Here is a 24,166-nt window from a genome sequence, read left to right on the forward strand (position 1 = left end):
AAATTATTTAGGATTCAGGAAGAAATGATTTCAGGCTGGCTCAGAGATAGCCTTACAGACACAATTCCGATAACCTACTAATCGGTCATGACTAAGCTCTCTCATGCTTTACTACCCTTATCTAAGACTCGAACAAAAGCAGCCGATCACGTTGATCAGCTGCTTTTTGGTGTTTTAATATGCTCAAGCTAGCGCAGGCTTCCCTGGATTTTTTTTCTACTGGTCTCTCATAATAACCTTACTTCAATAGCGAGTACGATGCTCTACCAGAAGATACCACACATTCTTAGTCGGTACTGCTGATTAATATTTTAATCGACATGGTACCATGTTCTTAACCTTTCCAGCAAATACTAAGTTCTTGCGTTAGGTACGAAAATCCGAAAAACCTATTCTTGATACAGAAAAATCGTTATTCAAGCGAAGTTTTATATTTATGTGACTTTTATCTCGCCATGGAAGTTCCATCATGATGCTATTTAGAAATCTAGCTAATCCGAAATGACACAATGTTTTTGTCCTTTTCGGCAAAGGAACCAAGTTCTTGTCCCTCGACATTTGAAGTTAGACGCTGCCGCCGAGAATAATTTTCTGAGAAGAGTTTAGTGTAATTCCACCTGTAATACTCTGCGCAATGTAAAATGCCGCCATCATCTCGGGGTCACGAAGGAGCGCATGGAAAAAACCAAACATTCTCCTATATGGTCTTGGTAAAACTGAGCGGGTGAAGGGAATTATGTTCGTCGCAACTTCAGTTGGCATGCGCCGAAGACTCCAGCATCGAACGTGACGACTTCCATCTCCGGATCGCTTGTAAACTCCGGGTGGTGCAGCCCAAGCTTTAGAATCGGTTCAACTGCACTTTTCGCTCCAGCTTTAACGCTGGTACCTGGAAGCTTACGGCAGCTTTCAACTCGATAATCCCCGGCCATAGTCGATACACCGATCAATGCGATCATACTCATGTAACTCCCTTGTTTGTCCATATGATCCGGAATGAATGAGTCGGCAATGACGCAAAGAGCATGATTTTTTGTACCGCTATTGAACATCCAGTCTAATAATGTTAATGCATTATATAGAGAAAGGCTACCCGACTGCCCGACGGAAATGGGCATAACCTCATTTAGCCCTAATTCTTGTCTCAGTTTAGCACAGCCATTAACACCAGTTTCCAAGTCCGTCTGATGACAGTAACAGAGCAAGTCAATTCCTTCGGTCCAATTCCTATTCGTTTCAATTAGATCGGTTATCCGTCCCCATGGCATTTCTAATCCCAAAGCTGCCTCAGCATGATGAAATGTCAAATACATAGCTCGTTCACCTTCTTGGAATACCGATGAATCGCACAACCGTAATAGCCTCCGAAGCCAACGGAAATCGTCATATACAAGTCCCCTTCTTTCAAGAAACCTGAACAGATAGCGTGATCGATATTATTTAGGATATCGGTGTTATGAATGTGTCCGTCCTTGGAGAGGGTTAGATTGTAGAAGCGTTCCAGAGACACCCTCAGTACTTGAGCCAGCATACTCCATACGTGTAGCCCCAGATTGGTGCAAAAGATCACGGCGATCTGAGCAATGTGAATACCGGACTCGCTTAATGCTGCTTTTACTGCCTGTCTGACCCCTAAATAAAACGTTGAGTAATATAATTGAATACGATCTGGATCCAGATCGTATACGAGGCCGTCGACTCTCATAACCGAAGCAAGTGTCTGCTGTCCTTGACGCTGCCCCTTCATATATAAAGCAGCACTCGCGCCGTCACCGAACACCATAAACGGATCGCTCCGTTCATAAGAATTCATAGCTCTGTCGGCAGTGATGAACAAGATTCCTTTACCTTGCTGACACGGGGCCATGAAGTAGTTCGACGCCAGGCTCAACGATAAGTGCATCGTGGAACAAGAATATTCCTCCAAAGGGATAAATGGGACTGTCTCAAGGGCGAATTCATCTGTTAGGCGATCAAAAAGATTCCGTTCACCGTTTTCATTATTCGTTACACTAGCAAACATGACTGCCGCGATCTGTACATTCATTTGCAGAGCCCGGTGCAGAATTGGCCTACACACGGTAGCAATCATCTGTTCCAATTCAAGTTCCTCTTCTATGGGCACCAGCTCAAAGCCTTTGTTCAAGTATTCGGAATCGCTCATTCGAAATTCAACGCCGTCAGCCTTCACCTGCTGAATCGCTTTCGTGACATGGATACGGGACTTCGGGAGATAGACGGAATAATCGACGATCGTCAAGTGGTTCTCATACATTGTGATGAGCCCGCTTTCGGAAATGCATGATCTTGTACTGGCGTTCCCCGCTCTTCATTTCATCGTACAAGGACGTACCTGGCACACCCATTGTTTTCCAAATCGCAGTATCCATCTGACCTTCAGATCCAAAAGCGGCTATGCGATTTTTTAGAACTTGATCACTTGAAAGCAAAACTTCCCCCGTGATATCGCGTGATATAAGCAGCTCGAAGCCCAGTTCAAGCAAATACCGTTCACCATTGTCAAACTTCCAGGTTGGCAAATCGTCCGCATAAACAAAAGTCCCGCCCGGTTTCAGCACCCGGAAGACCTCGTCATAAAAAGACTTAATCGACGGATATAGATCAGACGCTTCCATGTTGAGGACAAAATCACAACATGACGAACCGATAGGAAGCCTCTCGGCGTCCCCAACACAAAAATAGGCATTTGGGAAACGGTTGGTCAATTGGCAAAATGCAATATTGGCTTCGGTCAGATCTAAGCCAACAACGCTTCTCACACCGTAACTTCGACAGAGCTCTCGCACGCCTCCCCCCCTGCCACAGGCTACCTCCAAAATGTTCTTATCCTCGAGATATAAACCATCCAAGCACTCCTGCAGAAGCCGGATGGAGTTTCGATTGACACTTGCTGGTGCCTGGTTGAACTCGGAGGCGAACCCCCAATTGATAAATGTCGAGAAGCGGGAAAAGCCACTCTCGTCCAAGGACCGATTATAGTTAGTGAACATCTTCATGATATCCTTTTTGAGGACTGCAGTTTCCCCGCTTTCCTGCCCTTGCAGATCAGCCAGCATAAACGGAACACCACCATCACCGAAGAGATAACTGACCGCGCACTCCCCGCACACCAACATCTGATCCGATGTGTTTAGCTTTGACTTGCAAATAGGACATACTAAGGAAATGCCGGTTGCCGGCCAACGAAGCATATGCATGTCATTCCTCCCTCAATTAAGCTGTCAGCCTTTAGCCGCTTGCACTGTTATAATTACGTATAGCCCGATTCCAGACAAAGCGAACGATTACAAGGAGCACGATTGGTGCGATAGCGCCCCATACCGCCAAAGCAGGTGTCAGCTGATTCATCACCATCATAGGCCCAAAATTCGTAATGACGAGAAAAGGCAGCACATACACGCCGATTCGTTGGATGAAACGTGAATAGATCGGCATTGGCATATTGTTGGCGTCCCAAATGGAATAGAAAATTCCCGCCAGTCCTCCCGTATTAACAAGCCAGAAGGATAACAAAGCTGGGATGAACATCAGACAGTAAGTAATGATCAACGCTGTCCCCAAGTAAAACAAAAATGAGAATAAACTCCATGCCGTTACCGGAATATTTAATGCATTCCAACTGATCACAACCATCGTTCCACCCGCGATGAAATTCGGAATTGGCATCCCAAGATCGATGTATCGAAGCGAAACCAAAAACTGTAGTGAAATTGGCTTAACCATGAGTAGATCCAACGTCCCGTTGCGTATATACTCGGATACCCTCACGAAATTAGGGAAAAACAGCCCGGAATAGAGACCGGTCATAATCGTGTATGTGCCGACAAACATCAAGATACCATCAGGCGTGATCGATCCGATATGCAAGTCCGTCTCATAAACTACTACGACGTAAAGCAGCTTGGCAAACAAGTAAGCGATTTCCACAGCAATCCCGAGTATGAAGTTCGTCCTGTATTCCATTTGAGCAATAAAGCAGTTCTTAATGAACAAAAAGTAAATCATTAGGTAGTTGCGAAGCGTTCCCAGCCATCCTCTCACCGGTCAGCCCCCCAATCCGAGATACTTCTTCATACCGGCGCGCCATACGATCCGTGAAAAGGCAAGCAGCGCGATCATCCAGAAGAACTGCATCCCGATTCCTTGTACTGCCTCGTCCATTGACAATCTGCCATTAATAACATTCGCAGGAAAATGGATCGTATACTTGAATGGCAAGTAGTCTAAAATCTTATTTATGGTCTTACCAAACACCTCAATCGGAAAAACACCACCACTTAAAATGATGACAAATAAGCCGGTCATTTCAAAAAAATAGGAGATTTCAGACAATATAAATGCAACAGCCGCGAGCGTATAAGAGATAAGAAAGTTTAACAACAAAGACAGGACCATTGACACCATAAAGAGTAGAATATGTGTCAAGGGAATCCGTATACCATAAGTTCCGGTCAAGTAAACGAGTGTAAACAGCAAGATACATAGCATGGCTGAAAAAAAGAAAATCTTTTGCCCCAGCATAGTAAATAGCTTTAGAGCGAAAAAACTGACCGGTTGAACCAAATATTTATTCAACCCACCATCCTTGATTTCGGTAGCCACGTTTTGACCTATATCCGTTGTCACAATTTTTGTCACGATGGCTGCCGTTATTGTGTATAAAATCATTTGGCCGTAGGTATATCCGAAAAATTCCGACGATTCTGATCTTCCATAGACCGCTGTCCAAATATAATATTGGATCAGAATCGGAAAGAATGCACTGATCAAGGAAAAGAGAAAGTCAAGTCGATATTCGAGTGAAGACTGAACGCCTAACTGGAACACGCGTCCGTATTTGGGAAAGGCATTCATCCGGATACCCGATCATCCCGCTGATACAAGGATACAACGACTTCCTCGATAGGAATATCTTCGATCGTAATATCTTCAATCGGGTAGTGTTCAAGCAAATCCCTGGAAGCCATGCTAATGCGCTCCTTACTTATCTCCAGCGTGGCATGAAATCCGTCCGATTGACGCACCTTCCCGTACAACTGCAGCTGTCCAGTCGCTACTTGTTGCTTAAATTTCAACTGTATGATTTTTGTGTCGTTCAAGACATCGTCGATTCGCTTCAGATCCCCGTCGAAGACGAGCCTGCCATCATTGATAATGATCGTCCGCTTGCACAGATCCTCGATGTCCTTCATGTAATGACTTGTCAAAATAATCGTTGTCCTATGCTGTTCGTTGTAATACTTCAAAAACTCCCGCACCTTTTTCTGTGTAACAATATCGAGTCCGATCGTCGGCTCATCCAGGAAAAGCAGTTTCGGCTTATGAATAAGCGCCGCAAGGAGCTCCATCTTCATACGCTCACCTAGCGATAAACGCCTTACCTGAACATTCATAATGTGCTTGACGTCCAACAGTTCGATGAGTTCGTTCAGTGTTTGTTTGTAATGCTGATCGTCAACCTGATAGATATATTTGTTTAGCAAAATGGATTCCGCCGCAGGCAAGTCAACCCATAGTTGACTCTTCTGCCCCATTACAATAGCGAACTGCTTCTTGAATTCCTTATTTCGCTCATAAGGCTTGAAGCCCAGTACAGTAAGTTCGCCGCTAGTTGGATGTAAGATGCCAGAGAGCATCTTTAGCGTCGTCGTTTTGCCTGCCCCATTAGGCCCAAGGAATGCAACCATTTCCCCCTCTTCGATCGAAAAGGAGATATTTTTCACCGCTTCCTTTGTCAAACTTTTCCGATAAAAGAGGTTTTTAATGGAATGAAGCATTCCGACCTCTTTGGTGTAATAGGTGAAGTTTTTAGCTAACTGCACCACTTGGATCGCTGTCAATTGCGCTCCTCCTTAACCATGAAATAGAACTAGAAGGTGGACGATAACGTTTACCGGCCATAATGATAAAGTAACCCGCATCGGGAACAGACCGGCATCAGTCCGCAAGCTAATACCTCTCGGTGTTTGGCAAAATTTTCTCCCTTCCAAACCTCCTTCACATCCACATCACTAATGTTGCCGACCGCCATCTCAGGAAAGAACTTGCACGGAGTGACGTTTCCGCTCGGCAATACGTCCATTCGGGTGGAGATCGCCAAGCATTCCTTCCGCTTCATCCCGGTTCTCTGCACGCCAGTGACAAAATCCTCTATCTCGTCTTGCTCCAATGCGGGCATAAATCGAACCCGGCTTCCCCATGTTTGCTGGGAGATGCGGAGAACCTCCTCCTTGAGTGCCCCCACCTTCTCGCCGGAGATATGATAAGTGAATGAATTCCAACTGCAGCTACCCTGACGGATTGGATCCAGCCAGTCAAACTCTTTGATGAAGAAATGGTCCATCTCCTGAGCAGACTCAGGTGCGATATACCACGGATATACAAAGTAGACCGAATCCACGCCCATCTCCTCGAAAAACTTCATAAAATCAAACATTTTGGGAATCATGAGATCATTCATCGTCAAGCTGACGGATACTCTGCCCTTGAAAATGCCCTGACGCTGCAACTCCAGCAGACGTTCTATGGCACTAACCACCTTTTTGTAGGTCCCTCTGCCCCTAATCGCGTCGTTCTCTGTCTCGAATCCCTCCAGACTGGCTAGTACGACAAGTCCCTCACCGATCTTAAGCAGTGAATCTAACTTTTCCTCCAGAAGAATCGCGTTAGTACAAATCGTCGTCGTCCGCTGATCGCGTTCCAGCAGATTCGCAATCTGATCGAACTTGCTATGGTACAGCGGCTCTCCGCCCCAAAGATAAACTTTCGACTTCTTCTCATGGGTGAAGGCAAGGAGCTTATCGACCAACGCGACATCGATTTCTTTACCTTGCTCCTCCTTGGACATGTCCCAGTGAAAGCCGTCCGCGTTCCACTCGTAGCAATGCTTGCAACGCAAGTTGCACCCGTTGTTCAGCTTGATCCCGATATCTTCCGGGATCTCCATCGCATAGCGACTATCGGTCGCTCGAAGCCGACTGACCCGGGACATATTCATAATTGTACGCTTCAGATCGTTAAACACACGCTCATCAAACTTCCGACTCGTTTTGGGTTGCATAATTTACACCTCCATAAGTTTTGCAATGCTCACGAGCATGTAGTAGGTTACAATGAGCACGTTCCAATATCTCGATGTTGAACCCCTGCATCTTCCAATCCGTAAAGGACACGCCAAATCCTTGCTTAATCCAATAATCAGCATTGGCGGTTTCGTGTCTTCCAAAGGGCTCAAGAAAAACCATAGGCGTCGCAGCGGCGAACGATTCCATCAAGGAATAGCCACCCGGCTTACTGACAATGGCTGTGCAACGGCGAATTCGTTCAAATAGCAGAGGAACACTTCCGCGGTCTAAGTAAATGGGAGTCTCTCCATGTTGGATCTGAGCAAATGGAGGAAAACCGAATTCCCCCCGTCTATTCCTCAGCCACGGACTCCACGATGGGTCGTTCCGATAATAGCAAATGCGTGGATCAGGCTGGATATCCTCGTCAAAATAAGCCAGAACATCCAGCTCCATACCGCCTTCAAGCAGGTCTCGAACAGCCTGCGGGTAGGTCCCAATCCCCCAGCCGCCACCATGGACCACCAACCTCTCTTCTCGCTGGCGAAACGGGATCGGTGCTTCGTCCGTCAACGGAAGTTGTAATTCAAAACGCTTCTTGGTCGGTTCGTAAAACCAAATGTGGTTGTACCGCTCGCTTCGAGATCCATAGACCAAATAAGATGGCGAAAGCGCAGCATCGAGATGAAGCATGTCGACTTTGAGCCGAGTCCCAACAAACCGTTCATATTGTTCCAAAATCGGGATCCAGAACCCAGTCAACGCAATGAACGACGTCCGACGCTCACGGGACCAATCTTCCAGCAGCAGCTGTATCTTGGTGGGATCCAGGCAATCTGAAATATCGCGAGCCAACTCCACACTCTTTCGGGCGATGGCGAAATTATCATGAAAGGCTTTACGATAAGACGGCACTTTGTTCTTTACGCCGTCGACATACACATTTTCGAGCACACAGACTTCGTTTGAAATGCCGGAACGCTCCAGGTAAATGCCTAGCTGTACGGCGGGCATGTACACACCTAGTGAGTTACCGGATCCAAGTATAGTGACACAAGGCTTCAAATGACTATCCATACCACTTGCCTCCCTGGACTTCAAAACGTTCCTTTAGCTTGTCGATTAAACTTTTCTGCTCCTGTACATCTCGCGCGATTACAAACAGATAAAGCCTACCCTTGATGAAACTGCCTTCGCTTAATGTCTGTGGGTAATCTGATTCCCCATAGCCAGCAAACATGCACGCCGGGGAAAGCGGGATGATGCCCTCACCGGTATGATTAGGGTATAAAACGCTGTCATCATCCAGCTGCCGCAGCCACTGCCCGTAATCAAATCGATGGCGACTGCCTACCGTTCGGAACGTAAATGTCCCGTGCTTCCCATTTTCCAGCCGTTCGCCCAGTCGATGACTGACCAGTCCCATCGATTGACGGGCATTGATTTCTACAATCGGCACGATTGTGCCGTCCTTTAGTATCATGGAGTCTACACAAACATGGCCGAAGTACCTGTCCTTGTATAGTGAGGAAGCAAGCTTCTCAATGACATCGAAATAACCGTTCCGTATTAGCGAATGACTGTTCTCCTCCTGCATCACTTGTGACCCCACATAAGCAAACTGTCGATTGATGATTTGCTGCAAGCCGATGATCTGGTACGACCCGCTCTCATCAATTGAAAATTGGCACGAAAAATCATATTCCACGTCAAGGAACGGCTCGACAAGAAACGCCGTTGAGGAACCAGCTTGCTCTTGTTTGCGCAAATAGCTTACTACACGTTCCAAAGATGATAGGTTTTTAAACAGCATATTGCCTTTTCCAGCTACGCCAAAGGGGTCTTTTAACAGGACCCCATTCGCCAACCCCATAAGCTCTCGCCCTACTGCAGCCAATTCATCCGCGCTGAACACTGGCTGGCTATAGGAGCTGCCCAGAAGTTTCTTAGCAAGGTCAGCGGAATACAACTTAGAATTTACTCGTTTAACATCTTGAAGGGTGGGCAGATTGTTCGAATAGTTGTACCTGTCGAGAAGCTCGTGAGCGTAAGGTGCGACTGAAAAGGGAGTCATTTCACTAAACTGCTTCAGCCTCTCGTCGGTCTCTGGAACTTCGTACAGAGCACGAAACAGATTTGGTTCATGGCTTGGGACATTCGCACTAAGCTGTTTAAAATGAAAGCCGATGTGCGCCAAATAATCCATGTGCGCCTCATCCATCTCAAAGCGGGTCAACAGTGTGTCCTCCGGGCCACATAAGGAAGCCAGCAATTCATCCATAGCCATTACGACCCGCGACCGTGAAGGATCAGGAATAAAAGGCAACCTGCTACTCCCTTCTTCACGCCAATAGGTTTCCGAATCAAAAGTGCTGGCAACCAACATACTACCCGACCTCTTGATTCATGCCTTTTAGGAATGCCATGAAGGCACCGATTGAGCGCAGACAAGCCAAGTCCAGGTCCTCGTAAACGATCTCCACCCCAAAAGCATCTTCAACGCCGAGAATAAACGTTATCATCTGTAGGGAATCTAACCCGACGTCGTTAATCAGGTCGCTCTCCATTGTGAGAGTTTCACGAAGCGAGTCATCCTCGAGCACAGTTGCAATGATATTTTTTAATGTTTCAAACATAAACGTCATCCTTTCAATTTGCAGTCTCGATTTTTATTTAATCCCAAATAGTTAAATAAAAGGTATAATAGTAATATATTTCTTATTGCTGTTAAAGGGAGGTCTTGAAGCCTTGAATCACCACTGTCTGTTTGTCTCCGCCCATCTGGACGATGCTATTATTTCTTGCGGCGATTATATCGATTCGCTTGTTCGTGCTGGCTATCATGTGACCATAGCAACTGTTTTCACTGGTACTGGCACAGATCTATCCTTACTTGCTCGCATCCTGCACAAAAAGTTCGGACTAAGCTCCGACGTGATGAAGGTACGGCGAGAAGAGGACATTAGTGCATGTGATCTTCTCGATGTGGACACGATTCATCTGGACATGCAGGAATGTATCTATCGTAAAGATCGCAGCGGTGCCCCCTCATATGAAAAGCTGGACGATCTGTTCCGTAGTGACTACGAGACCGAGCTGGACGTGATTTCTGAGGCAACAGAAGTACTTTTGACACGACTCTGTCTTACGGACTACGATCATATTTATATTCCGCTTGCAATCGGCAGACATGTGGATCACGGTATCGTGCGGGTTGCGGCCGAACAAGCTGTACGAAGTATTAGTAATCTGGAAGTCTCTGCCCGTTTGATTTACTACGAAGATCTACCGTATCTAAACTATGGTCAAGATATAAAATGGGAAATTGACCTAGCCCGGAATCTATATCCAGTCTACATTTCGCTTCCCAAGTGCAGTTTGAAACAGAAGACTGCGGCCATCCTGGAATACCGCTCCCAGATCCGTCTATTATGGCACTCCCGATGGGAGATGCTTAGACAAGTGATTCAACATGCGCATTCGTCCCGTCCGCCAGAGCATCAGCTTGATCCAAACTCATATTGCTTCAGACTGCATGTTGTGAGTGTGCATGATCAAGTCCCACTTGCTATAAGCGTTCCTGGTAACTTTTAATAAGATCAGCCAAGTCGCCAAGGGTTAGATGACTGCCCGCCATGTTACCTACCAGTTCGTCCGGGAGCTCTAGACCGAATTCGGCTTCGAGCTCCACGACGAATGTAATCATCTCCATAGAACTCATTTGGATCCATATCTCTTTAAGTAACACATTGGCGTTTATCCGTTGTTTATCGTAGTCCGGTATCTTTTGATGAATTAGGTTTTGGATGCGTTCCAAACAGGGTTGTTTTCTCAACGTTAGACCTCCTCCTCAACGCCCATTGGAGTTATGTTTGACACAAGGCTCAAGTTGTAGATCATAAGTTCAATAGCCTCACGCTCACAGGCTTGAATACGCCTAATTAACACTTCCACTGTTTTGAGGTTATCTTCGTTTTTCGTCAGTGAATATTTGATAATCAAATTTCGCGCTAATAGAGCATCGTCGGCAATCATCTGATAGCGAACCCTGAGCTGATTACTTCCCCTTAGAACACCAGTTTGATTCATGAAGTCAATTCGTTCCAACATCAAGATCTTGTGATCATAGATCACTTGAAACGGGCGATTATCTTCCTCAATTTGTCCACTGCGTATGCGGCTTATATCCAAAATCAGCTCGTCATAAACACGAATTCCACATACACATGGATTTGTTATATAACCCAACTCTCTGTATTTGTCGGCGGGATTTTCTCCATTTAAATAGTCCTTAAGGTGCTCAATAACATAGTTTAGATTAAAGTCATAAGCTGCTCGCTTGTTGAACTGTAACAGAGAGAGACCACCCTTCCACGCATACAACCAATCTCCATCGTCATCGATTCCCTCGTAGGCACGTCTCATTTGCTCAAATGTGATTTCGTTAAATGAGTATTTCCCCCCTTCGAATGTAAAATCGGCGATATGAAATATGTCCTTCTCCTCGTCATAACCAAAAATAAATGAGTCATGTGAGAAGAAAGATTCAATATCCAAAAACTGCGCGTGATCAAGAAGCAAATAAATATAATTATTCATGTCTATACAATCCATCAGAAAAGTACATATATCCTTGTTGAAATTTCGGACCAACTGACGACTTAAATGTTGGCGAAGCAGCCAAGGACAAAATTCAAAGGTAGGAGTACGGTAGAAGTCCACGTAGGAACTTCCCTCATTTAAATTTAAGGTGAGCTGGAGCGGAATGAAATGTGTCATAATCCACGGCTTTGCTTGCGGGTAATTGGCTAGGACGGCAAACGTATTTGCCTGCCACTGCCACGAGGTGACGGCCGGATACTGCATCGGTAATATCTTGGATCGCAATTAGGCACCCCCTTGGTAGATTTAATTAGTTTTGGACACCAAGTTCAGATCCAGGTGCCCAAAATCGGGAAGTAACCATTCGTCGATTCAATAAAATCTAAACAGTTCTATTTTCCCAAATGCTTATCAGATCATTGATTTGAAGCGACACGACCTTTAGTTCTCCGCCAAGGGAATAGAGTTCTAACCCTCTACTTTCCAAGTCAGGGAAAATCATGTCTGAAATAATTGTTTCTCCTTTATTTCCGAAGACCTCCACACTAGACCAATCAACGTAAATGCTCAACTGTATCCGATCATGCTCTGGCTTCATAGGAGCCTTATGTTTTGCAGCAAAATCGGGATGAAAATCAGTAGCGTTCGACTTCGTCCGATCGACAAACAACTCCTCATTCAAGGCATCATATCCGATGATTGTCTCCTGAGTGGAAGAGGAAGACTTTCGCACCTTGAACCCAAATTCCACGGCAGTACCGATTTCAAATTCCGCAATAATTTCCACCTTTGCAGCAGAGATAGCAGACAAAACGTTCATATCTGGTTTAATCGTCAAGTCTTGAAGAGACAACAAAGTTGTTTTTCTTAGCTGACTTAATTCACTTATGGGTGTTTGAATTAAGCGAATTCCCTCCGAAAACATCCTAAGCTTTATCTCTCGGGGGATTGACATGTGGCCACGCCATTCCTTTGAAGGAAGAGCTGAAGCATAACGCCAGTTGTTCATCCAACCGACCCAAATCTTTCGTCCGTCTTCTTTCGGAATACCATCCCAGGTCACGGCCGCGTAAAAGTCAGATCCGTAATCTACCCATCTGATAACATCTAAAGATTCCAACGTATCATCTGGTGTGAATGAACTACCATCAAAGTTCCCTATGAAATACATCATGCCAGAACCGCCTGCCGGTGGTTCTGAATCGTTTGGATTCACACCATTTCTATCCCCGACACTCAGCATCAGAACCCACTTAGTGATATTGGGATCCTCATCCACTTGGATTTTAAATACCTCAGGACATTCAAATATCCCTCGATGGATGCCCGGAATATCGGAACCGAAATCGCTTGCAAAAGACCATTCCTTCAGATTCGAAGACGTGTAAAATTCGACGCGGTCTCTTACGGCGAGAACCATAACCCACATTGACGATTCTTCATACCAAAACACCTTCGGATCACGAAAGTCTAGCGTTTTCGTTGGGAACAAAACAGGGTTACCCTCATATTTTATCCAAGTTCGACCTTTATCCCTGCTGTAAGCGATGCTCTGCACCTGTGGTTTGCCGGGCTGAGCCACGTTGCCCTCATTCGTATAAATTGCAACTAATCCTGATCCTTCTTCGCTGAAGAAACCGCTTGTGTTGTTCTTATCAACCACTGCACTTCCCGAAAAGATTGCTCCGTCTTCCCCCGGCGGGATGGCTGGTGGAAGTTCCTCCCAGTGCACCAAATCCTCACTTACCGCATGCCCCCAATGCATATTGCCGAAGTCAGGCTGCGTATCATGTGGGGTATGTTGGTAGAACAGATGGTACTCACCTTCATAGTAAACCATGCCGTTAGGATCATTCATCCAATTCTCCCCAGGTGAATAATGAAATTGGGGCCTGTATGTCTCCCTGTAATACAGATTTCCTGATCCTTTTCTGCTGCTAATATCATCTGATAAGTGCATTTCGTTAATGTTGCTCACGCTCCTTTGGGTTTAAATAAGATCCATATTAGACTTGATTCAACTCGTTCGGGACAGATTAAGTCCACCTTTCTAAAGAAGCAACCAAGAAAAACTACAAGAGCACCAAAACAACATGCCCATATTTAACAAAATAATCCACGTGTGTACAAATGTCAAACTATTTTTTTACATTAACATTATTTTTTAAATGAAAATAAACTTTTTTTAGTTTACATATGCACAATTTTATAGTGTTTTATCTGAAAAAAGTCATTTTTATTTGAGTTGTCCTTTCGCATTTAATTATTCAGTAAATAAAATGTAAACTATTGAATACCCAAATGTACCACCACGTGCGAGGTCTACTAAACAATATGATCCATCATGGTGGACACTTCGCTGATTTTGGAGTTCATCGCGTCTAGGGTAAGGTGATATCGTTGAAGAGGTGGCTCACTACAGTCTTAATACAAAAGACACCAAAAACCAAATTACGGTTTCAGGTGCCTTTTGCCTTTATGCGTTTGTGCTTTGTAATGCTTTTATAGCCAGTCCCAACCCTCCGCAATGATTTAGAGGTCATTTTTTTCATTGTTAAAACTCATTATATTTTTATCTATCAAATCCTATCCAATAGTAACTTTAAATGGTGCAATGTTCTTGTCCCTCGACACGTTGGCAGAGATTATTCATCACTATTCTAAATTATAACTGGAAACATATGTATGAAAGTTGTATATTAAATCCATATTCTTGAAATTAAAATGGGGAGTAAAGATTATGCTTCTTCTGGTAAATGTCCGTTTGATATGGAGTAAGACGATAAATAATTATAGCAGCGATAGCGGCTAAAACGATGAGGAGATGTAGATATGAAAACGACTTGGCCTTTGTCCGGTATTACCCTGGTATGCACTGAATGCAAGAGTGATCTTTATGAAGCGGACAACTGTTTGATCTGCAAGACTTGCGGCATCGAATACGCCTGGGAAGAGGGTCTTGCAAGTATGTTAATTGACCGTCCTGTAGCGGAGAAGCTTGCCGAAGGCGCGGCGCAAAAGGAAGCGATCATCGGCATGTTTGACTCTATTAACCAGTCGCTTGAGGAGAAAAGACTGTCCAGATTTTCCACCTTTATTAACTGGGGTTATGCATCCGATAACGAACTACCGGGCGGCCTTCAAGGTATTAACCACAGCAGTATCCAGTTGCTTCGCGAAATTATTGGCGGCCTGGATGTTTCAGGCAAGGATATCCTGGAAATCGGTTGTGGACGGGGAGGCAACGTGAGCGAGCTATGCAAAAACTATGGGACCGGCAGCGTGGTCGGCATTGATCTGACACCGTCCAATATTCAATTTTGCCAAAGGAATAACCGATATGAGCAGGCTTACTATTGTATTGGCGACGCGGAGCAGTTGCCTGTTAAAACGGAAAGCTGCGACATTGTGCTGAACATCGAGTCCTCGCATTTGTATCCTCATATTGAGCTGTTCTTTACGGAGACCTACCGTGTATTAAAGCCAGGTGGGACATTTTTGTACGCGGATATTATGAGCGCTTCCGACGTGCCGCACTATGAAGAGCAGTGGCAAAGACTAGGCTTTCACACCTCTTTGATCCGGGATATTACAGGCAATGTATTACAATCGGGAGACGATGCTCTGGAAACCCGCCTGCACGCGCTTAAAGGCTCCTTAGAAGGGGAAGATCGAGTATGGGAATGGCTGGAGGCACCCGGCACGCAAAATCATACCGATATGGTCGCAGGTAGAAGAGTATTCAAAATTGTCCATTTGGTGAAGATGCCTCCGGCACCGAAGGAGAGCCTAGCTATGGTTGAAGGAGGAGCAGCGGTGAGGAATGCTTGACCATTAAAGACGTTAACTGGGCGTGTCCGCAGTGCAAGCATACGCTTGTAAAGAGGGAGCTCTCATTCGACTGTACGTCATGAGGCGAAAGCTACCTCATGACCGCTGGCTCGATTCTATGGATCTCGTTCAGATAAGCCAATCCGTCGAGTTGATCCTGTGTAAACCCTCCTTGCTAGGCCATCGTAGCCGAGGCCGCCGATGCGCGTTCTGCCGGATAAACCGGTACGATGACCGTAAGGGCCAGAACCGCGGAGCGCAGACAGGCTGCCCACCTCCCCATCTGCGCACCGGTCTCCGGCCTATCCCCCAATTCGGCCTGCCCATTATTGAACAAAAGCAGCCGATCATATTGAACAGCTGCTTCTTTGTATTTTGAGTTATAGTTTCCCGTTAGCTTAATCTCTAGATTGCCTTAGGCTCAAAGTGGAGCTAACTGATTTCTTGCTTTTTCTCGGGATGAATCGAGATCTTTAGCCATTTTCATCTGAAGATGTTCAAGCTTTTGTGGATACCTAGCATAAGCCGTTACGGAGTGTCCGCTTCAAGCGCCTGACGGACGATTTCTCGTCCGGTTTTACCCGTACAGCCAAATACTGTGATGTTCTTGTTATCCACCTCCACATCTCTGCAAGGAAGCAGAAATCACCACAAATGTTAAAACAGAATGGTTTCGGGGGTAACACCCTTAGGATACTCTTCTTCCCATACGTTTTTCTCTACATAGGCCTGGTACCACATCTCGGCAATTACATCCGGATCATTAATTGCGCCAGTACCTGACTCCTTGATTAATAAGCCTAAAGAGCGGTGGCCCACAAAAATCCCTTGAGCAGACAATGATGTATGAAGATTAGCAACATAATTGCGTAACCCTGAAAGAGCAATACCGATATTCCCCATCATGGACACAGGGTACATGGCGGATAATCCTGAGGTAAAGAGCAAGGCTCCCTCTTTCCTGGCGAGCATATCAGGGAGAACAGCATTGACGACATGGATGGCACTAACCACATTCGCCTCAAATGCGTCCCTGGCGTTCTCCGCCGTTAACTCCAATACAGAAGTGGGAGGATAATTGCCTGCTGTTGGACTGAATTCCAACACATCAATCAGACCATATTTTTCTTTCATGTTGGTCATAGCCTGTTCAATCTGTTCCTTGTTAAAAATATCTGCTACGAAATAAGATGCCTCGATACCATCCCCTTTCAGTTCATCCACCATATCTTGCAGCTTAGCAGCATTTCTTGCAACTAATGCCACTTGGAAGCCATGCTTGCCAAAGCTCTTCGCAATAGATAATCCTAATCCCTTACCCGCACCAATAACCGCCAGTGTTTTCATTTATGATTCTCCTTTTATGAATGAGTTAGTGAGTTCAATTGACAGTTTTAATTGTAAAACGTACACTTAAACGACTCAATGGTTGATATAATTCAATGTGTTACTTAAACATCACTTTTGATAAATTTGACTATTATTTATGGAGGGGAAGTACGAATTGGGTAAAGATAAAGTGGATCTCCGTATTCTCAAAACGCGGAAAGCCATTAAAGAAGCGTTTCTGAGATTAGTACAAACCAAAGGCTATGAACGAATTACTGTGCAGGACATTGCCGAAGAAGCAATGATAAATCGCAACACATTTTATTTGCACTATGTAGATAAACCTCAATTCATGGAGAAGTTATTTCAGGAAAATGTGGAGAGTTTAAATGCTTGCTTAAGCCTGGAAGTGAGTTCAATTCATGAGATGGATAAAGATATGTTTGCTACCATGTTAACAACGATTTTCGACAATATTGAAGCCAATATGATATTTTTTAAGACAATGATCACTCAAAATATTTATCCAAACTTCTCCGTATACTTGAAAGAGGCGTTTAAAACGATCATTTTTTCGGGGATCGGCGATCATCGTCACGATGAGAAGATAAAAATTGGTCTCGAATACATGATATCTGGATTGGTAGGAGTAATTTGTCTCTGGATTGTTGAACCGGAGAACTACAGGGTAGATAACTTTATCGAGCAACTTAGTGAAATTCACTATTCTAACATGGTTGAATTGCTGAAGGATACTTGATAATAAACCAAATTAAATGGTAAACCTATATATCATATCTGTATATGTTTCACTAAATTTTGGATGTGGTCGTTTAAATAAATTCGCAGATTGATGTATAAATTCGGTTTGGTCGTTCCTCTCAGAAGAAAAGAACAGTGCCGCTTTTGCAGAGAGACTTCAAGAAAAGAATCCCTGGTCTCGCTCTTCTGACGGATATCACCTACTTACCTTATGGCCAGTCCAAGTTGTCCTCTCACCATCGTAAGCCATCTTTGAATGAGAGTAATCATTAAGATACGAAGATAACATTAGTTTTGTGTTAAGTTATTAAGAGCAACTACCTGCCTGTTAACTTAACAAAACAGCCGATCACAATGATCGGCTGTTTTGTTGCTTATATTGTTCTATTATTTTCCGTTAACGTAATCCTCTTTCTTCCTAGTCTCTTCTTTTCCTGCACGTAGATGATGCAGCATTTGGTGAGACGCTAAAAGGTAAAGTACCTGAGCAATTAGCAAGCATGCTAGCAATGACACAAATAGGTATCCGTGAAGGAAAATCAGTCAACAATTCAACGGACTTAGAAATGCTACTTGGTCGTAAACCAATGCCGGTAAAAGAAGTATTACAACAATTGTTTGCAAAATATTCTAAGTGATTTCTTATGATTAATGGTCCTCTATAGTTTTACTGTTCTACTCAAAAAAAGCAGCCCCGCCAGTTTACTCGGTACCCGGATAAGGATTGATCTTCTGGATCGTTCCGTCTTCGTTGTATTTCAGCTCGGAATATTTAACGCAGCGCTTGTGGTTGACGCCTTCCGACAGGGAGCTGTCGTGATAGAACAGATACCACTTGTCTTCAACTTGCACAATAGAGTGATGGGTTGTCCAGCCGATAACCGGAGAGAGAATCTCGCCTTTGAACGTGAATGGTCCCATCGGGTTCTTGCCGATCGCATATACGAGCTTATGCGTGGTTCCTGTAGAGTAGGACAGGTAGTAATAGCCGTTATATTTATGCATCCATGGGCCTTCAAAATATCTCCTGTCCTCATCCCCGGCCAGAATCGGATTCCCGTCTTCATCGACAATCGATATCTCGGCAGGCTTGCCCTGGAAGGACAGCATGTCGTCGCTAAGCAGTGCAACTTGCGGTCCAAGCGCCGGTTGGTCAGGAGCAGGTCCTTCTGCATCTGGCATGAAGCTGCCGGTCTGCCATTTCTCCAGCTGTCCGCCCCAGAGTCCGCCGAAATAGATGTATGACTGATTGTCGTCATCCACCAGTACAGCTGGATCGATACTGAAGCTGCCTTCCATATAATTCGGCTGCGGCTTGAACGGGCCTGCCGGAGACTCTGATGTTGCCACACCCAGACGGAAGATGCCGTCATGGTCCCGTGCCGGGAAGAACAGGTAATAGGTATTTTTTTTATAAGCGGCATCCGGTGCCCAGAGCTGCTTGGAGGCCCACGGAATATCTCTCAGATGCAGCGCTTCGCCGTGATCGACCACAGGGGAGTCAAAGTTGTTCATCGAGAGGACATGATAGTCTTCCATTTTATACTGGTCGCCGTTATCGTTGCTCGGCTCGTCATGATCGAGGTCATGGGAAGGATAGATGTAGATTTTGCCCTCGTAGACATGGGCGGACGGGTCCGCAGTGAAGATGTGGGTTACGAGCGGCTGGTGGGGCTTAGGTAGTTGTTGTTGATTCATAAGGCATCTCCTTTGGTATTGGAATTGTTCTCCTTCAGTTTCGGGAGTGAAGCAAGCGTTTACAATTTCTAATATTATTGTACAAGCCCCGCTTGTTCTTTCCTATACACATACTAAAGATCTTCCCCCGAAAATATGTACAATTCCCGCCTATCCCATTCCAATATACTGGAAATATACACTAATTGAATAGCGACTTCAATGAGAATAAGTTCTTGTACCTCGACAGTTAACCAAAAGCCACAACTGTTTTACTACAGGTGTGGCTTTTGATTCCATATTTCTTCTCGCAAGCTGGAGGATCAAAAGAGAAGTTGCAACAAAAGGCCCGGGTAACGTCAAATCTCCTCTTGATGCAGATTTTTTTGTATTTCTACTCGCTTTGTACAGTGAATTTATAATAACTTTAAGCTTTGCGAAGCATTTGTCTCTCGCTTAGCTGTGAAAGCATATCCTTCGTCATGGCCTTCAGGTCGTAGCGAGCATGAAATCCCCATTCTGTTTTTGCTGCCGTTGCATCAATGGAATGCGGCCAGCTATCGGCAATCGCCTGTCTCTTTGGATCAACGTCATAATCGAGGATAAAGCCGGGAAGCTCATCCCGAATCGCTGCAGCGATCGCCTCCGGATCCACGCTCATTGCGGTGACATTAAATGAATTTCGGTGTATCAACCGGGAAGAATCCGCTTCCATCAAATCGATGATAGCGTTCAGGGCATCCGGCATATACATCATGTCCATGTTTGAGTCCTTGGCGATATAAGATGTATACCGGCCAGCCGTCACGGCTGCGTAATAAATTTCCACGGCGTAATCCGTCGTTCCTCCGCCGGGAGGCGTCATATAAGATATCAAACCCGGGAATCGCAGCCCCCTAGTGTCCAGGCCGTATTTGTGAAAATAATAATCACAAAGCAGTTCGCCGGACACTTTGTTCACGCCGTACATCGTATTGGGCCTCTGAATCGTATCCTGAGGGGTATTGTCTTTCGGAGTCAAAGGACCAAAAGATCCAATGGAGCTTGGAGTGAAAAATTGGCAGCCGAGCTCCCTGGATATTTCAAGTGCATTCATCAATCCGCCCATATTCAAATTCCAGGCAAGCAGCGGTTTCTCCTCTGCGGTAGCCGACAGCAGCGCAGCCAAATGGATGACGGTATCAACTTCGTACCGCTTGGCGATTTCAAACATCGCCTTATCATTCGTCACGTCCAGCAACTCGAATGGCCCCGATCGGGTAATTTCGTGGGCTGATGACCTGAGATCCGTAGCAACGACGTGATCCGCACCATAAATTTCACGTAATTTAACAACTAACTCAGAACCGATTTGGCCCAGTGCTCCGGTCACCAAAATCTTGATCATAAGACATTCCTCCCGAAATGTACTCCCGCGAATGCAGCTAAATCAGCTTCATTTCCTTGCCAACTTTCTCATAAACGGAGATCACCTGGTCGAGCATCTCCTTGGTATGGGCAGCTGTCGGCATGTTGCGTATTCTTCCGGTTCCTTTCGGAACCGTGGGAAACAGGATTGCCTTGGCGTAAACGCCTTCTTCATAAAGCCGTTTGCTGAACTGTTGGGTGGTTACTTCATCGCCAATGATACAAGGTGTGATCGGCGTTTCGCTTTGGCCTACATCATATCCAAGCCGGCTCAAGCCATTTTTCAAATCATTGCCGTTCTCCCACAGCTTCTCGATCAGCTCTTTGTCATTCATCAAAATGTCGACAGAAGCGCTGCAAGAAGCGATTGCAGCCGGAGGTAGCGATGTCGAGAACAGAAACGGACGACTTCTCAGCTTCAACCATTCGATCAGCTGTTTTTTACCCGCCACATAACCGCCGACAACGCCAATCGCCTTGGAAAGAGTACCAATTTGAAAGTCAATGCGGTCGGACAATCCAAAATGCTTCACGGTTCCCGCACCTGCTCCGAGAACGCCCGAACCGTGGGCATCATCCACATAAGTAATCAGATCGAATTCTTCTGCTATTTTCACGATTTCAGGCAGCTTTGCTATATCACCATCCATGGAGAAAACCCCATCGGTGATGACCATAATTTTATGGTACTGACCGGATTCCTTGGCATCTTTCGCCTGCTGTCTTAAATCATTCATATCCGAATGCTTAAAGCGAATCACCTTGGCTCTCGACAGGCGGCAGCCATCAATAATCGAAGCGTGGTTCAGCTCATCTGATAAAATCGCATCATGCTGGTCCATTACCGCGGATATAGCAGCCATATTGCAGTTAAATCCCGATTGATACACGATAACGGCTTCCGTTTTTTTGAAACGGGCCAGTTTTTCTTCAAGCTCAATATGAAGATCCATCGTACCATTAATTGTTCTCACAGCCCCTGCGCCTGCCCCGTATGTCTGCGACGCCTTAACTGAAGCATCGATCAGGCGGTGATCAGTTGCCAATCCCAAATAGTTATTAGAAGACAAATTGATTAGGGACTTTCCGTCGATACGAATAACAGGACCATTTGCCCCCTGCAGCGTATCGATGACGTTATATAGACCTTTAGTCTTTAGATCTTCGATGTTCGAACTTAAAAATTGGTCCAATGCTTGACTTGACATTCCATTCCCTCCTCGATATACGCATGTCCTCGTACAGGAGACACGGTATTCTTCAAAAAAAACCTGTTATAATAAGGAAATAAACTAATTTCAATGTATCATCATTTTTATTTTTTGTACACATGTGACGGACAAAAAATAAAAAATCCGCAAAAAAACATAGCGATTGCTTCCCCCATTCCCGGAAGCAATCGCTACTAAAACTTTGCTTATATCTTTTGCTGCTCGGTAACTTCTTGTGCAGCCATTATTTCTTTTGCTTATTCCTTTAAATCAATCGATTTACCCCGGGTCAAACGGGATTCTTCCGCGGCAAACGCAATGAGATGACTCCGTACGGAAGCGCTTGCCGAGGTTAGGCTCTCCTGACCACTATAGTTCCATAGCTACAAACTCCTTAAGGTGCTAGCATTACCCATGCCAACAGCGCTGTTCGGATCATCATGTTCGCCTGTAGCAAAAGCTGCCTCTTCAATATAATAGACACTCGTTTCTTTTGAAAAATGTCGACGCCGTCATGCGAGAAACGGGTGGCCGCGGAGTCGATGTCGTGTTCGACACCATCGGCGGCAACACATTGTCGCGCAGCCCCGACACGCAAGCACTCCTTGAACGAAGCTATTTTTCAAGCCCTTGCGCAAAGGGATACTGCCATAGCAAAAAAAATCATGCAGCAGTCCCAATGGAATATCAATGAAGGTGTCGTCAGCATCGCGAAGGGCTGACAAGGGCGAAGCACTTATACGCCCATTAATATTACCAATGAAGTAACAGCTCTACCTTGAAATGGTGAAAAAAAGACCTAAAACATTGGTGTAGGTCTTTTTTTAATGCAGCGTTTACTCGTACGCGGACACAAATCGCCCATACCAAGTCTACAGCATCCCCCCCGTCGATCTCAACATTTGCTGCCGTATTCCATGTCATTATAATCCGGTTGCCGACGCAGTATTTTGCTTAAACCAATGGACCTGCTTTACTAGATCATTTCGTTGATAGTGACATAGATATATATCCTCCTTCTTTACAGCTCTTTTATGATGAATATACACGGGTAAAAACACAAAATATCAATAATACCCGGGTATATTTATTAATAGATTCTGTGCACTCTTTCTAGAGCATCACATTACTTTTTTGGTTCGTATCACTGACCACTCGTATTTGTATTTTCTTAATATTGGACTGGATATTAAGACTATTTTGCCCATTAGATTTACAAAAGAAAAAAAATTAAATATATGCCTATTCGGTAATCGGACTAAGTTCTTGTCCTCAGATTGGTGAATGGAACACTTTCTTGTTTGTGACACCATACCGATTAGATACACGACTAATCGGTAATAGGAAAAGATTCTTGTCCAATACGGTAATCGGTACAAGTTCTTGTCTTCGGCTCGGGACACGAACTTGTACCGATAAAATTAAAAAGCCGCTAATATAGCGACTTCAATGGGAATATGTTCTTGTCCCTCGACAAAGTATGAGATTTATTTTGAATAATGCACCTATTCGTATTGCCTCTTCCCAAGAAGATACTGAAGGAAGCAATGTGATATTCTCAGGCATAATGAGTTCATGCAAATTAGTCTTTTGTAACTCCGGCTGTGATTTAAAAGACAATCTCTGTTTGTAACGATCAAATAACCACAGTCGCTATACATTGCGACTGTGGTTATTTTGCCCATCATGCATTTACTGTTATAGTGTCCGTTTATTTGATAGTCGGATTAGTGTGATGAGCGCTGAGAGTTCCAAAGGTCTGAATATGATTCGATGTCGGCAAATTTATTTGTGTACCGTATTTAAGACGTAAATAATCGAATGTTTTTTTTATCCTTTTCAGACATAGACGCCTCTAAAGCAAAACTAACTTCCGAAATAATATCACTCGTATATTTCTCACCGTTTGGAGTAAGAACAACATAGAAGCCTCTCTTATCTTCTTCATACACAACTCGTTCTACAGGTTGAAAAGTATGGTTTTCCAATCTGGTAATTAGACGAGTAAGAGCACTTTGGCTTAAACCAATCATATTCGATGCAGTAGACAGACGAAGCTTATTGTCTTCGGAATGATATAGGTACATAAGCAAATAAAACTCTTTTAAGCTAAATTGATAACGTTCCTGAAGAATATGGTTTAAAGCATTATTAATCCGATCATGATATTTGGAGAAATTGACCCAGTCATTAATTAGATAATCCGAATCGCTCAAGTATATCGTCCTTTCATTCTATACGTTGTATTGTCTCACATATAGT

22 protein-coding genes are annotated in these 24,166 nt (G+C 44.7%); 4 read left to right on the forward strand and 18 right to left on the reverse strand.

The annotated features are described in order from the left end of the window. Positions 1–734: 734 nt before the first annotated feature. The 10 genes from AC6CIF_RS22025 to AC6CIF_RS22070 are packed head-to-tail and all read right to left on the reverse strand — an operon-like array spanning position 735 to position 9,721. Entirely contained in the window at positions 735–1,352 is a 618-nt protein-coding gene (locus AC6CIF_RS22025) for a hypothetical protein (RefSeq protein ID WP_498201551.1), read from the reverse strand. Further along, positions 1,304–2,275 (reverse strand): 3-oxoacyl-[acyl-carrier-protein] synthase III C-terminal domain-containing protein, encoded by a 972-nt coding sequence (locus AC6CIF_RS22030; RefSeq protein ID WP_498201552.1) that lies wholly within the window; start codon positions 2,273–2,275, stop codon positions 1,304–1,306. Before AC6CIF_RS22030 ends, AC6CIF_RS22025 begins: the two co-directional genes overlap by 49 nt. Further along, positions 2,268–3,218, reverse strand: coding sequence for a methyltransferase domain-containing protein (locus tag AC6CIF_RS22035; protein WP_498201553.1), 951 nt, complete (start codon positions 3,216–3,218; stop codon positions 2,268–2,270). Before AC6CIF_RS22035 ends, AC6CIF_RS22030 begins: the two co-directional genes overlap by 8 nt. Before the next feature lie 31 nt (positions 3,219–3,249). Then, complete coding sequence (locus AC6CIF_RS22040) at positions 3,250–4,062, reverse strand: ABC transporter permease (RefSeq protein ID WP_498201554.1); 813 nt, start codon at positions 4,060–4,062, stop codon at positions 3,250–3,252. Positions 4,063–4,065: 3 nt separating this feature from the next. After that, positions 4,066–4,875, reverse strand: coding sequence for an ABC transporter permease (locus AC6CIF_RS22045; protein ID WP_498201555.1), 810 nt, complete (start codon positions 4,873–4,875; stop codon positions 4,066–4,068). After that, positions 4,872–5,861 (reverse strand): ABC transporter ATP-binding protein, encoded by a 990-nt coding sequence (locus AC6CIF_RS22050; RefSeq protein WP_237175081.1) that lies wholly within the window; start codon positions 5,859–5,861, stop codon positions 4,872–4,874. Before AC6CIF_RS22050 ends, AC6CIF_RS22045 begins: the two co-directional genes overlap by 4 nt. Positions 5,862–5,911: 50 nt before the next feature. Continuing rightward, on the reverse strand, positions 5,912–7,081 hold the full coding sequence (locus AC6CIF_RS22055; protein WP_498201556.1) for a radical SAM protein: 1,170 nt from the start codon (positions 7,079–7,081) through the stop codon (positions 5,912–5,914). Then, on the reverse strand, positions 7,053–8,162 hold the full coding sequence (locus AC6CIF_RS22060) for a hypothetical protein (protein WP_498201557.1): 1,110 nt from the start codon (positions 8,160–8,162) through the stop codon (positions 7,053–7,055). Before AC6CIF_RS22060 ends, AC6CIF_RS22055 begins: the two co-directional genes overlap by 29 nt. Continuing rightward, entirely contained in the window at positions 8,155–9,471 is a 1,317-nt protein-coding gene (locus AC6CIF_RS22065; protein WP_498201558.1) for a hypothetical protein, read from the reverse strand. Before AC6CIF_RS22065 ends, AC6CIF_RS22060 begins: the two co-directional genes overlap by 8 nt. A gap of 1 nt (position 9,472) precedes the next feature. Then, positions 9,473–9,721, reverse strand: a complete 249-nt coding sequence (locus tag AC6CIF_RS22070) for an acyl carrier protein (RefSeq protein WP_498201559.1) — start codon at positions 9,719–9,721, stop codon at positions 9,473–9,475. Positions 9,722–9,833: 112 nt separating this feature from the next. Between AC6CIF_RS22070 and AC6CIF_RS22075 the strand changes: the two genes are divergently transcribed. Further along, positions 9,834–10,679, forward strand: a complete 846-nt coding sequence (locus AC6CIF_RS22075; RefSeq protein WP_498201560.1) for a PIG-L deacetylase family protein — start codon at positions 9,834–9,836, stop codon at positions 10,677–10,679. Here the strand turns inward: AC6CIF_RS22075 and AC6CIF_RS22080 are convergent. From AC6CIF_RS22080 to AC6CIF_RS22090, 3 genes are all read right to left on the reverse strand, one after another. Then, the gene (locus AC6CIF_RS22080; protein ID WP_498201561.1) at positions 10,654–10,806 is read right to left on the reverse strand and encodes a phosphopantetheine-binding protein; all 153 of its coding nucleotides are present in this window, start codon (positions 10,804–10,806) and stop codon (positions 10,654–10,656) included. The genes AC6CIF_RS22075 and AC6CIF_RS22080 overlap by 26 nt on opposite strands. Positions 10,807–10,922: 116 nt before the next feature. Beyond that, complete coding sequence (locus tag AC6CIF_RS22085) at positions 10,923–11,972, reverse strand: hypothetical protein (RefSeq protein ID WP_498201562.1); 1,050 nt, start codon at positions 11,970–11,972, stop codon at positions 10,923–10,925. A 97-nt stretch (positions 11,973–12,069) separates the two neighbouring features. Further along, complete coding sequence (locus AC6CIF_RS22090) at positions 12,070–13,647, reverse strand: glycoside hydrolase family 32 protein (protein ID WP_498201585.1); 1,578 nt, start codon at positions 13,645–13,647, stop codon at positions 12,070–12,072. Between the two features lie 872 nt (positions 13,648–14,519). Between AC6CIF_RS22090 and AC6CIF_RS22095 the strand changes: the two genes are divergently transcribed. Beyond that, on the forward strand, positions 14,520–15,518 hold the full coding sequence (locus tag AC6CIF_RS22095) for a methyltransferase domain-containing protein (protein ID WP_498201563.1): 999 nt from the start codon (positions 14,520–14,522) through the stop codon (positions 15,516–15,518). A 657-nt stretch (positions 15,519–16,175) separates the two neighbouring features. Here AC6CIF_RS22095 and AC6CIF_RS22100 read toward each other — a convergent pair. After that, the gene (locus AC6CIF_RS22100; protein WP_498201564.1) at positions 16,176–16,865 is read right to left on the reverse strand and encodes an SDR family NAD(P)-dependent oxidoreductase; all 690 of its coding nucleotides are present in this window, start codon (positions 16,863–16,865) and stop codon (positions 16,176–16,178) included. A gap of 157 nt (positions 16,866–17,022) precedes the next feature. Here AC6CIF_RS22100 and AC6CIF_RS22105 point away from each other — a divergent pair, with 157 nt between their 5' ends. Next, a complete protein-coding gene (locus AC6CIF_RS22105; RefSeq protein ID WP_498201565.1) occupies positions 17,023–17,607 on the forward strand; it encodes a TetR/AcrR family transcriptional regulator in 585 nt (194 codons plus the stop codon). Between the two features lie 704 nt (positions 17,608–18,311). On the opposite strand, the gene AC6CIF_RS22110 is transcribed toward AC6CIF_RS22105, so the two are convergent. The 3 genes from AC6CIF_RS22110 to AC6CIF_RS22120 form a co-directional block, all read right to left on the reverse strand. Then, positions 18,312–19,307: a glycoside hydrolase family 43 protein gene (locus AC6CIF_RS22110; protein ID WP_498201566.1), complete on the reverse strand. Its 996-nt coding sequence runs from the start codon at positions 19,305–19,307 to the stop codon at positions 18,312–18,314. A gap of 406 nt (positions 19,308–19,713) precedes the next feature. Beyond that, positions 19,714–20,673, reverse strand: coding sequence for an L-threonine 3-dehydrogenase (locus tag AC6CIF_RS22115; RefSeq protein WP_498201567.1), 960 nt, complete (start codon positions 20,671–20,673; stop codon positions 19,714–19,716). 37 nt (positions 20,674–20,710) lie between these two features. Then, a complete protein-coding gene (locus AC6CIF_RS22120; protein WP_036673649.1) occupies positions 20,711–21,901 on the reverse strand; it encodes a glycine C-acetyltransferase in 1,191 nt (396 codons plus the stop codon). A 545-nt stretch (positions 21,902–22,446) separates the two neighbouring features. Between AC6CIF_RS22120 and AC6CIF_RS22125 the strand changes: the two genes are divergently transcribed. Beyond that, positions 22,447–22,626 (forward strand): hypothetical protein, encoded by a 180-nt coding sequence (locus AC6CIF_RS22125; protein ID WP_498201568.1) that lies wholly within the window; start codon positions 22,447–22,449, stop codon positions 22,624–22,626. A 1,080-nt stretch (positions 22,627–23,706) separates the two neighbouring features. Here AC6CIF_RS22125 and AC6CIF_RS22130 read toward each other — a convergent pair. Further along, positions 23,707–24,120 carry a MarR family winged helix-turn-helix transcriptional regulator gene (locus AC6CIF_RS22130; protein ID WP_498201569.1) on the reverse strand — a complete coding sequence of 138 codons (414 nt, stop codon included), beginning with the start codon at positions 24,118–24,120 and terminating at the stop codon, positions 23,707–23,709. Between the last annotated feature and the right edge of the window lie 46 nt (positions 24,121–24,166).

It is taken from the genome of Paenibacillus sp. GQ49 (assembly GCF_059759055.1).

Excerpts from the sequence above, each read along its gene's own strand:
- AC6CIF_RS22110 (WP_498201566.1), bottom strand. The coding sequence starts at position 19,307 with ATGAATCAACAACAACTACCTAAGCCCCACCAGCCGCTCGTAACCCAC.
- AC6CIF_RS22080 (WP_498201561.1), bottom strand. The coding sequence starts at position 10,806 with ATGAGTTCTATGGAGATGATTACATTCGTCGTGGAGCTCGAAGCCGAA.
- AC6CIF_RS22095 (WP_498201563.1), top strand. The coding sequence starts at position 14,520 with ATGAAAACGACTTGGCCTTTGTCCGGTATTACCCTGGTATGCACTGAA.
- AC6CIF_RS22100 (WP_498201564.1), bottom strand. The coding sequence starts at position 16,865 with ATGAAAACACTGGCGGTTATTGGTGCGGGTAAGGGATTAGGATTATCT.
- AC6CIF_RS22115 (WP_498201567.1), bottom strand. The coding sequence starts at position 20,673 with ATGATCAAGATTTTGGTGACCGGAGCACTGGGCCAAATCGGTTCTGAG.
- AC6CIF_RS22055 (WP_498201556.1), bottom strand. The coding sequence starts at position 7,081 with ATGCAACCCAAAACGAGTCGGAAGTTTGATGAGCGTGTGTTTAACGAT.
- AC6CIF_RS22060 (WP_498201557.1), bottom strand. The coding sequence starts at position 8,162 with ATGGATAGTCATTTGAAGCCTTGTGTCACTATACTTGGATCCGGTAAC.
- AC6CIF_RS22120 (WP_036673649.1), bottom strand. The coding sequence starts at position 21,901 with ATGTCAAGTCAAGCATTGGACCAATTTTTAAGTTCGAACATCGAAGAT.
- AC6CIF_RS22065 (WP_498201558.1), bottom strand. The coding sequence starts at position 9,471 with ATGTTGGTTGCCAGCACTTTTGATTCGGAAACCTATTGGCGTGAAGAA.
- AC6CIF_RS22090 (WP_498201585.1), bottom strand. The coding sequence starts at position 13,647 with ATGCACTTATCAGATGATATTAGCAGCAGAAAAGGATCAGGAAATCTG.
- AC6CIF_RS22045 (WP_498201555.1), bottom strand. The coding sequence starts at position 4,875 with ATGAATGCCTTTCCCAAATACGGACGCGTGTTCCAGTTAGGCGTTCAG.
- AC6CIF_RS22035 (WP_498201553.1), bottom strand. The coding sequence starts at position 3,218 with ATGCATATGCTTCGTTGGCCGGCAACCGGCATTTCCTTAGTATGTCCT.
- AC6CIF_RS22125 (WP_498201568.1), top strand. The coding sequence starts at position 22,447 with ATGTCGTGTTCGACACCATCGGCGGCAACACATTGTCGCGCAGCCCCG.
- AC6CIF_RS22070 (WP_498201559.1), bottom strand. The coding sequence starts at position 9,721 with ATGTTTGAAACATTAAAAAATATCATTGCAACTGTGCTCGAGGATGAC.
- AC6CIF_RS22030 (WP_498201552.1), bottom strand. The coding sequence starts at position 2,275 with ATGTATGAGAACCACTTGACGATCGTCGATTATTCCGTCTATCTCCCG.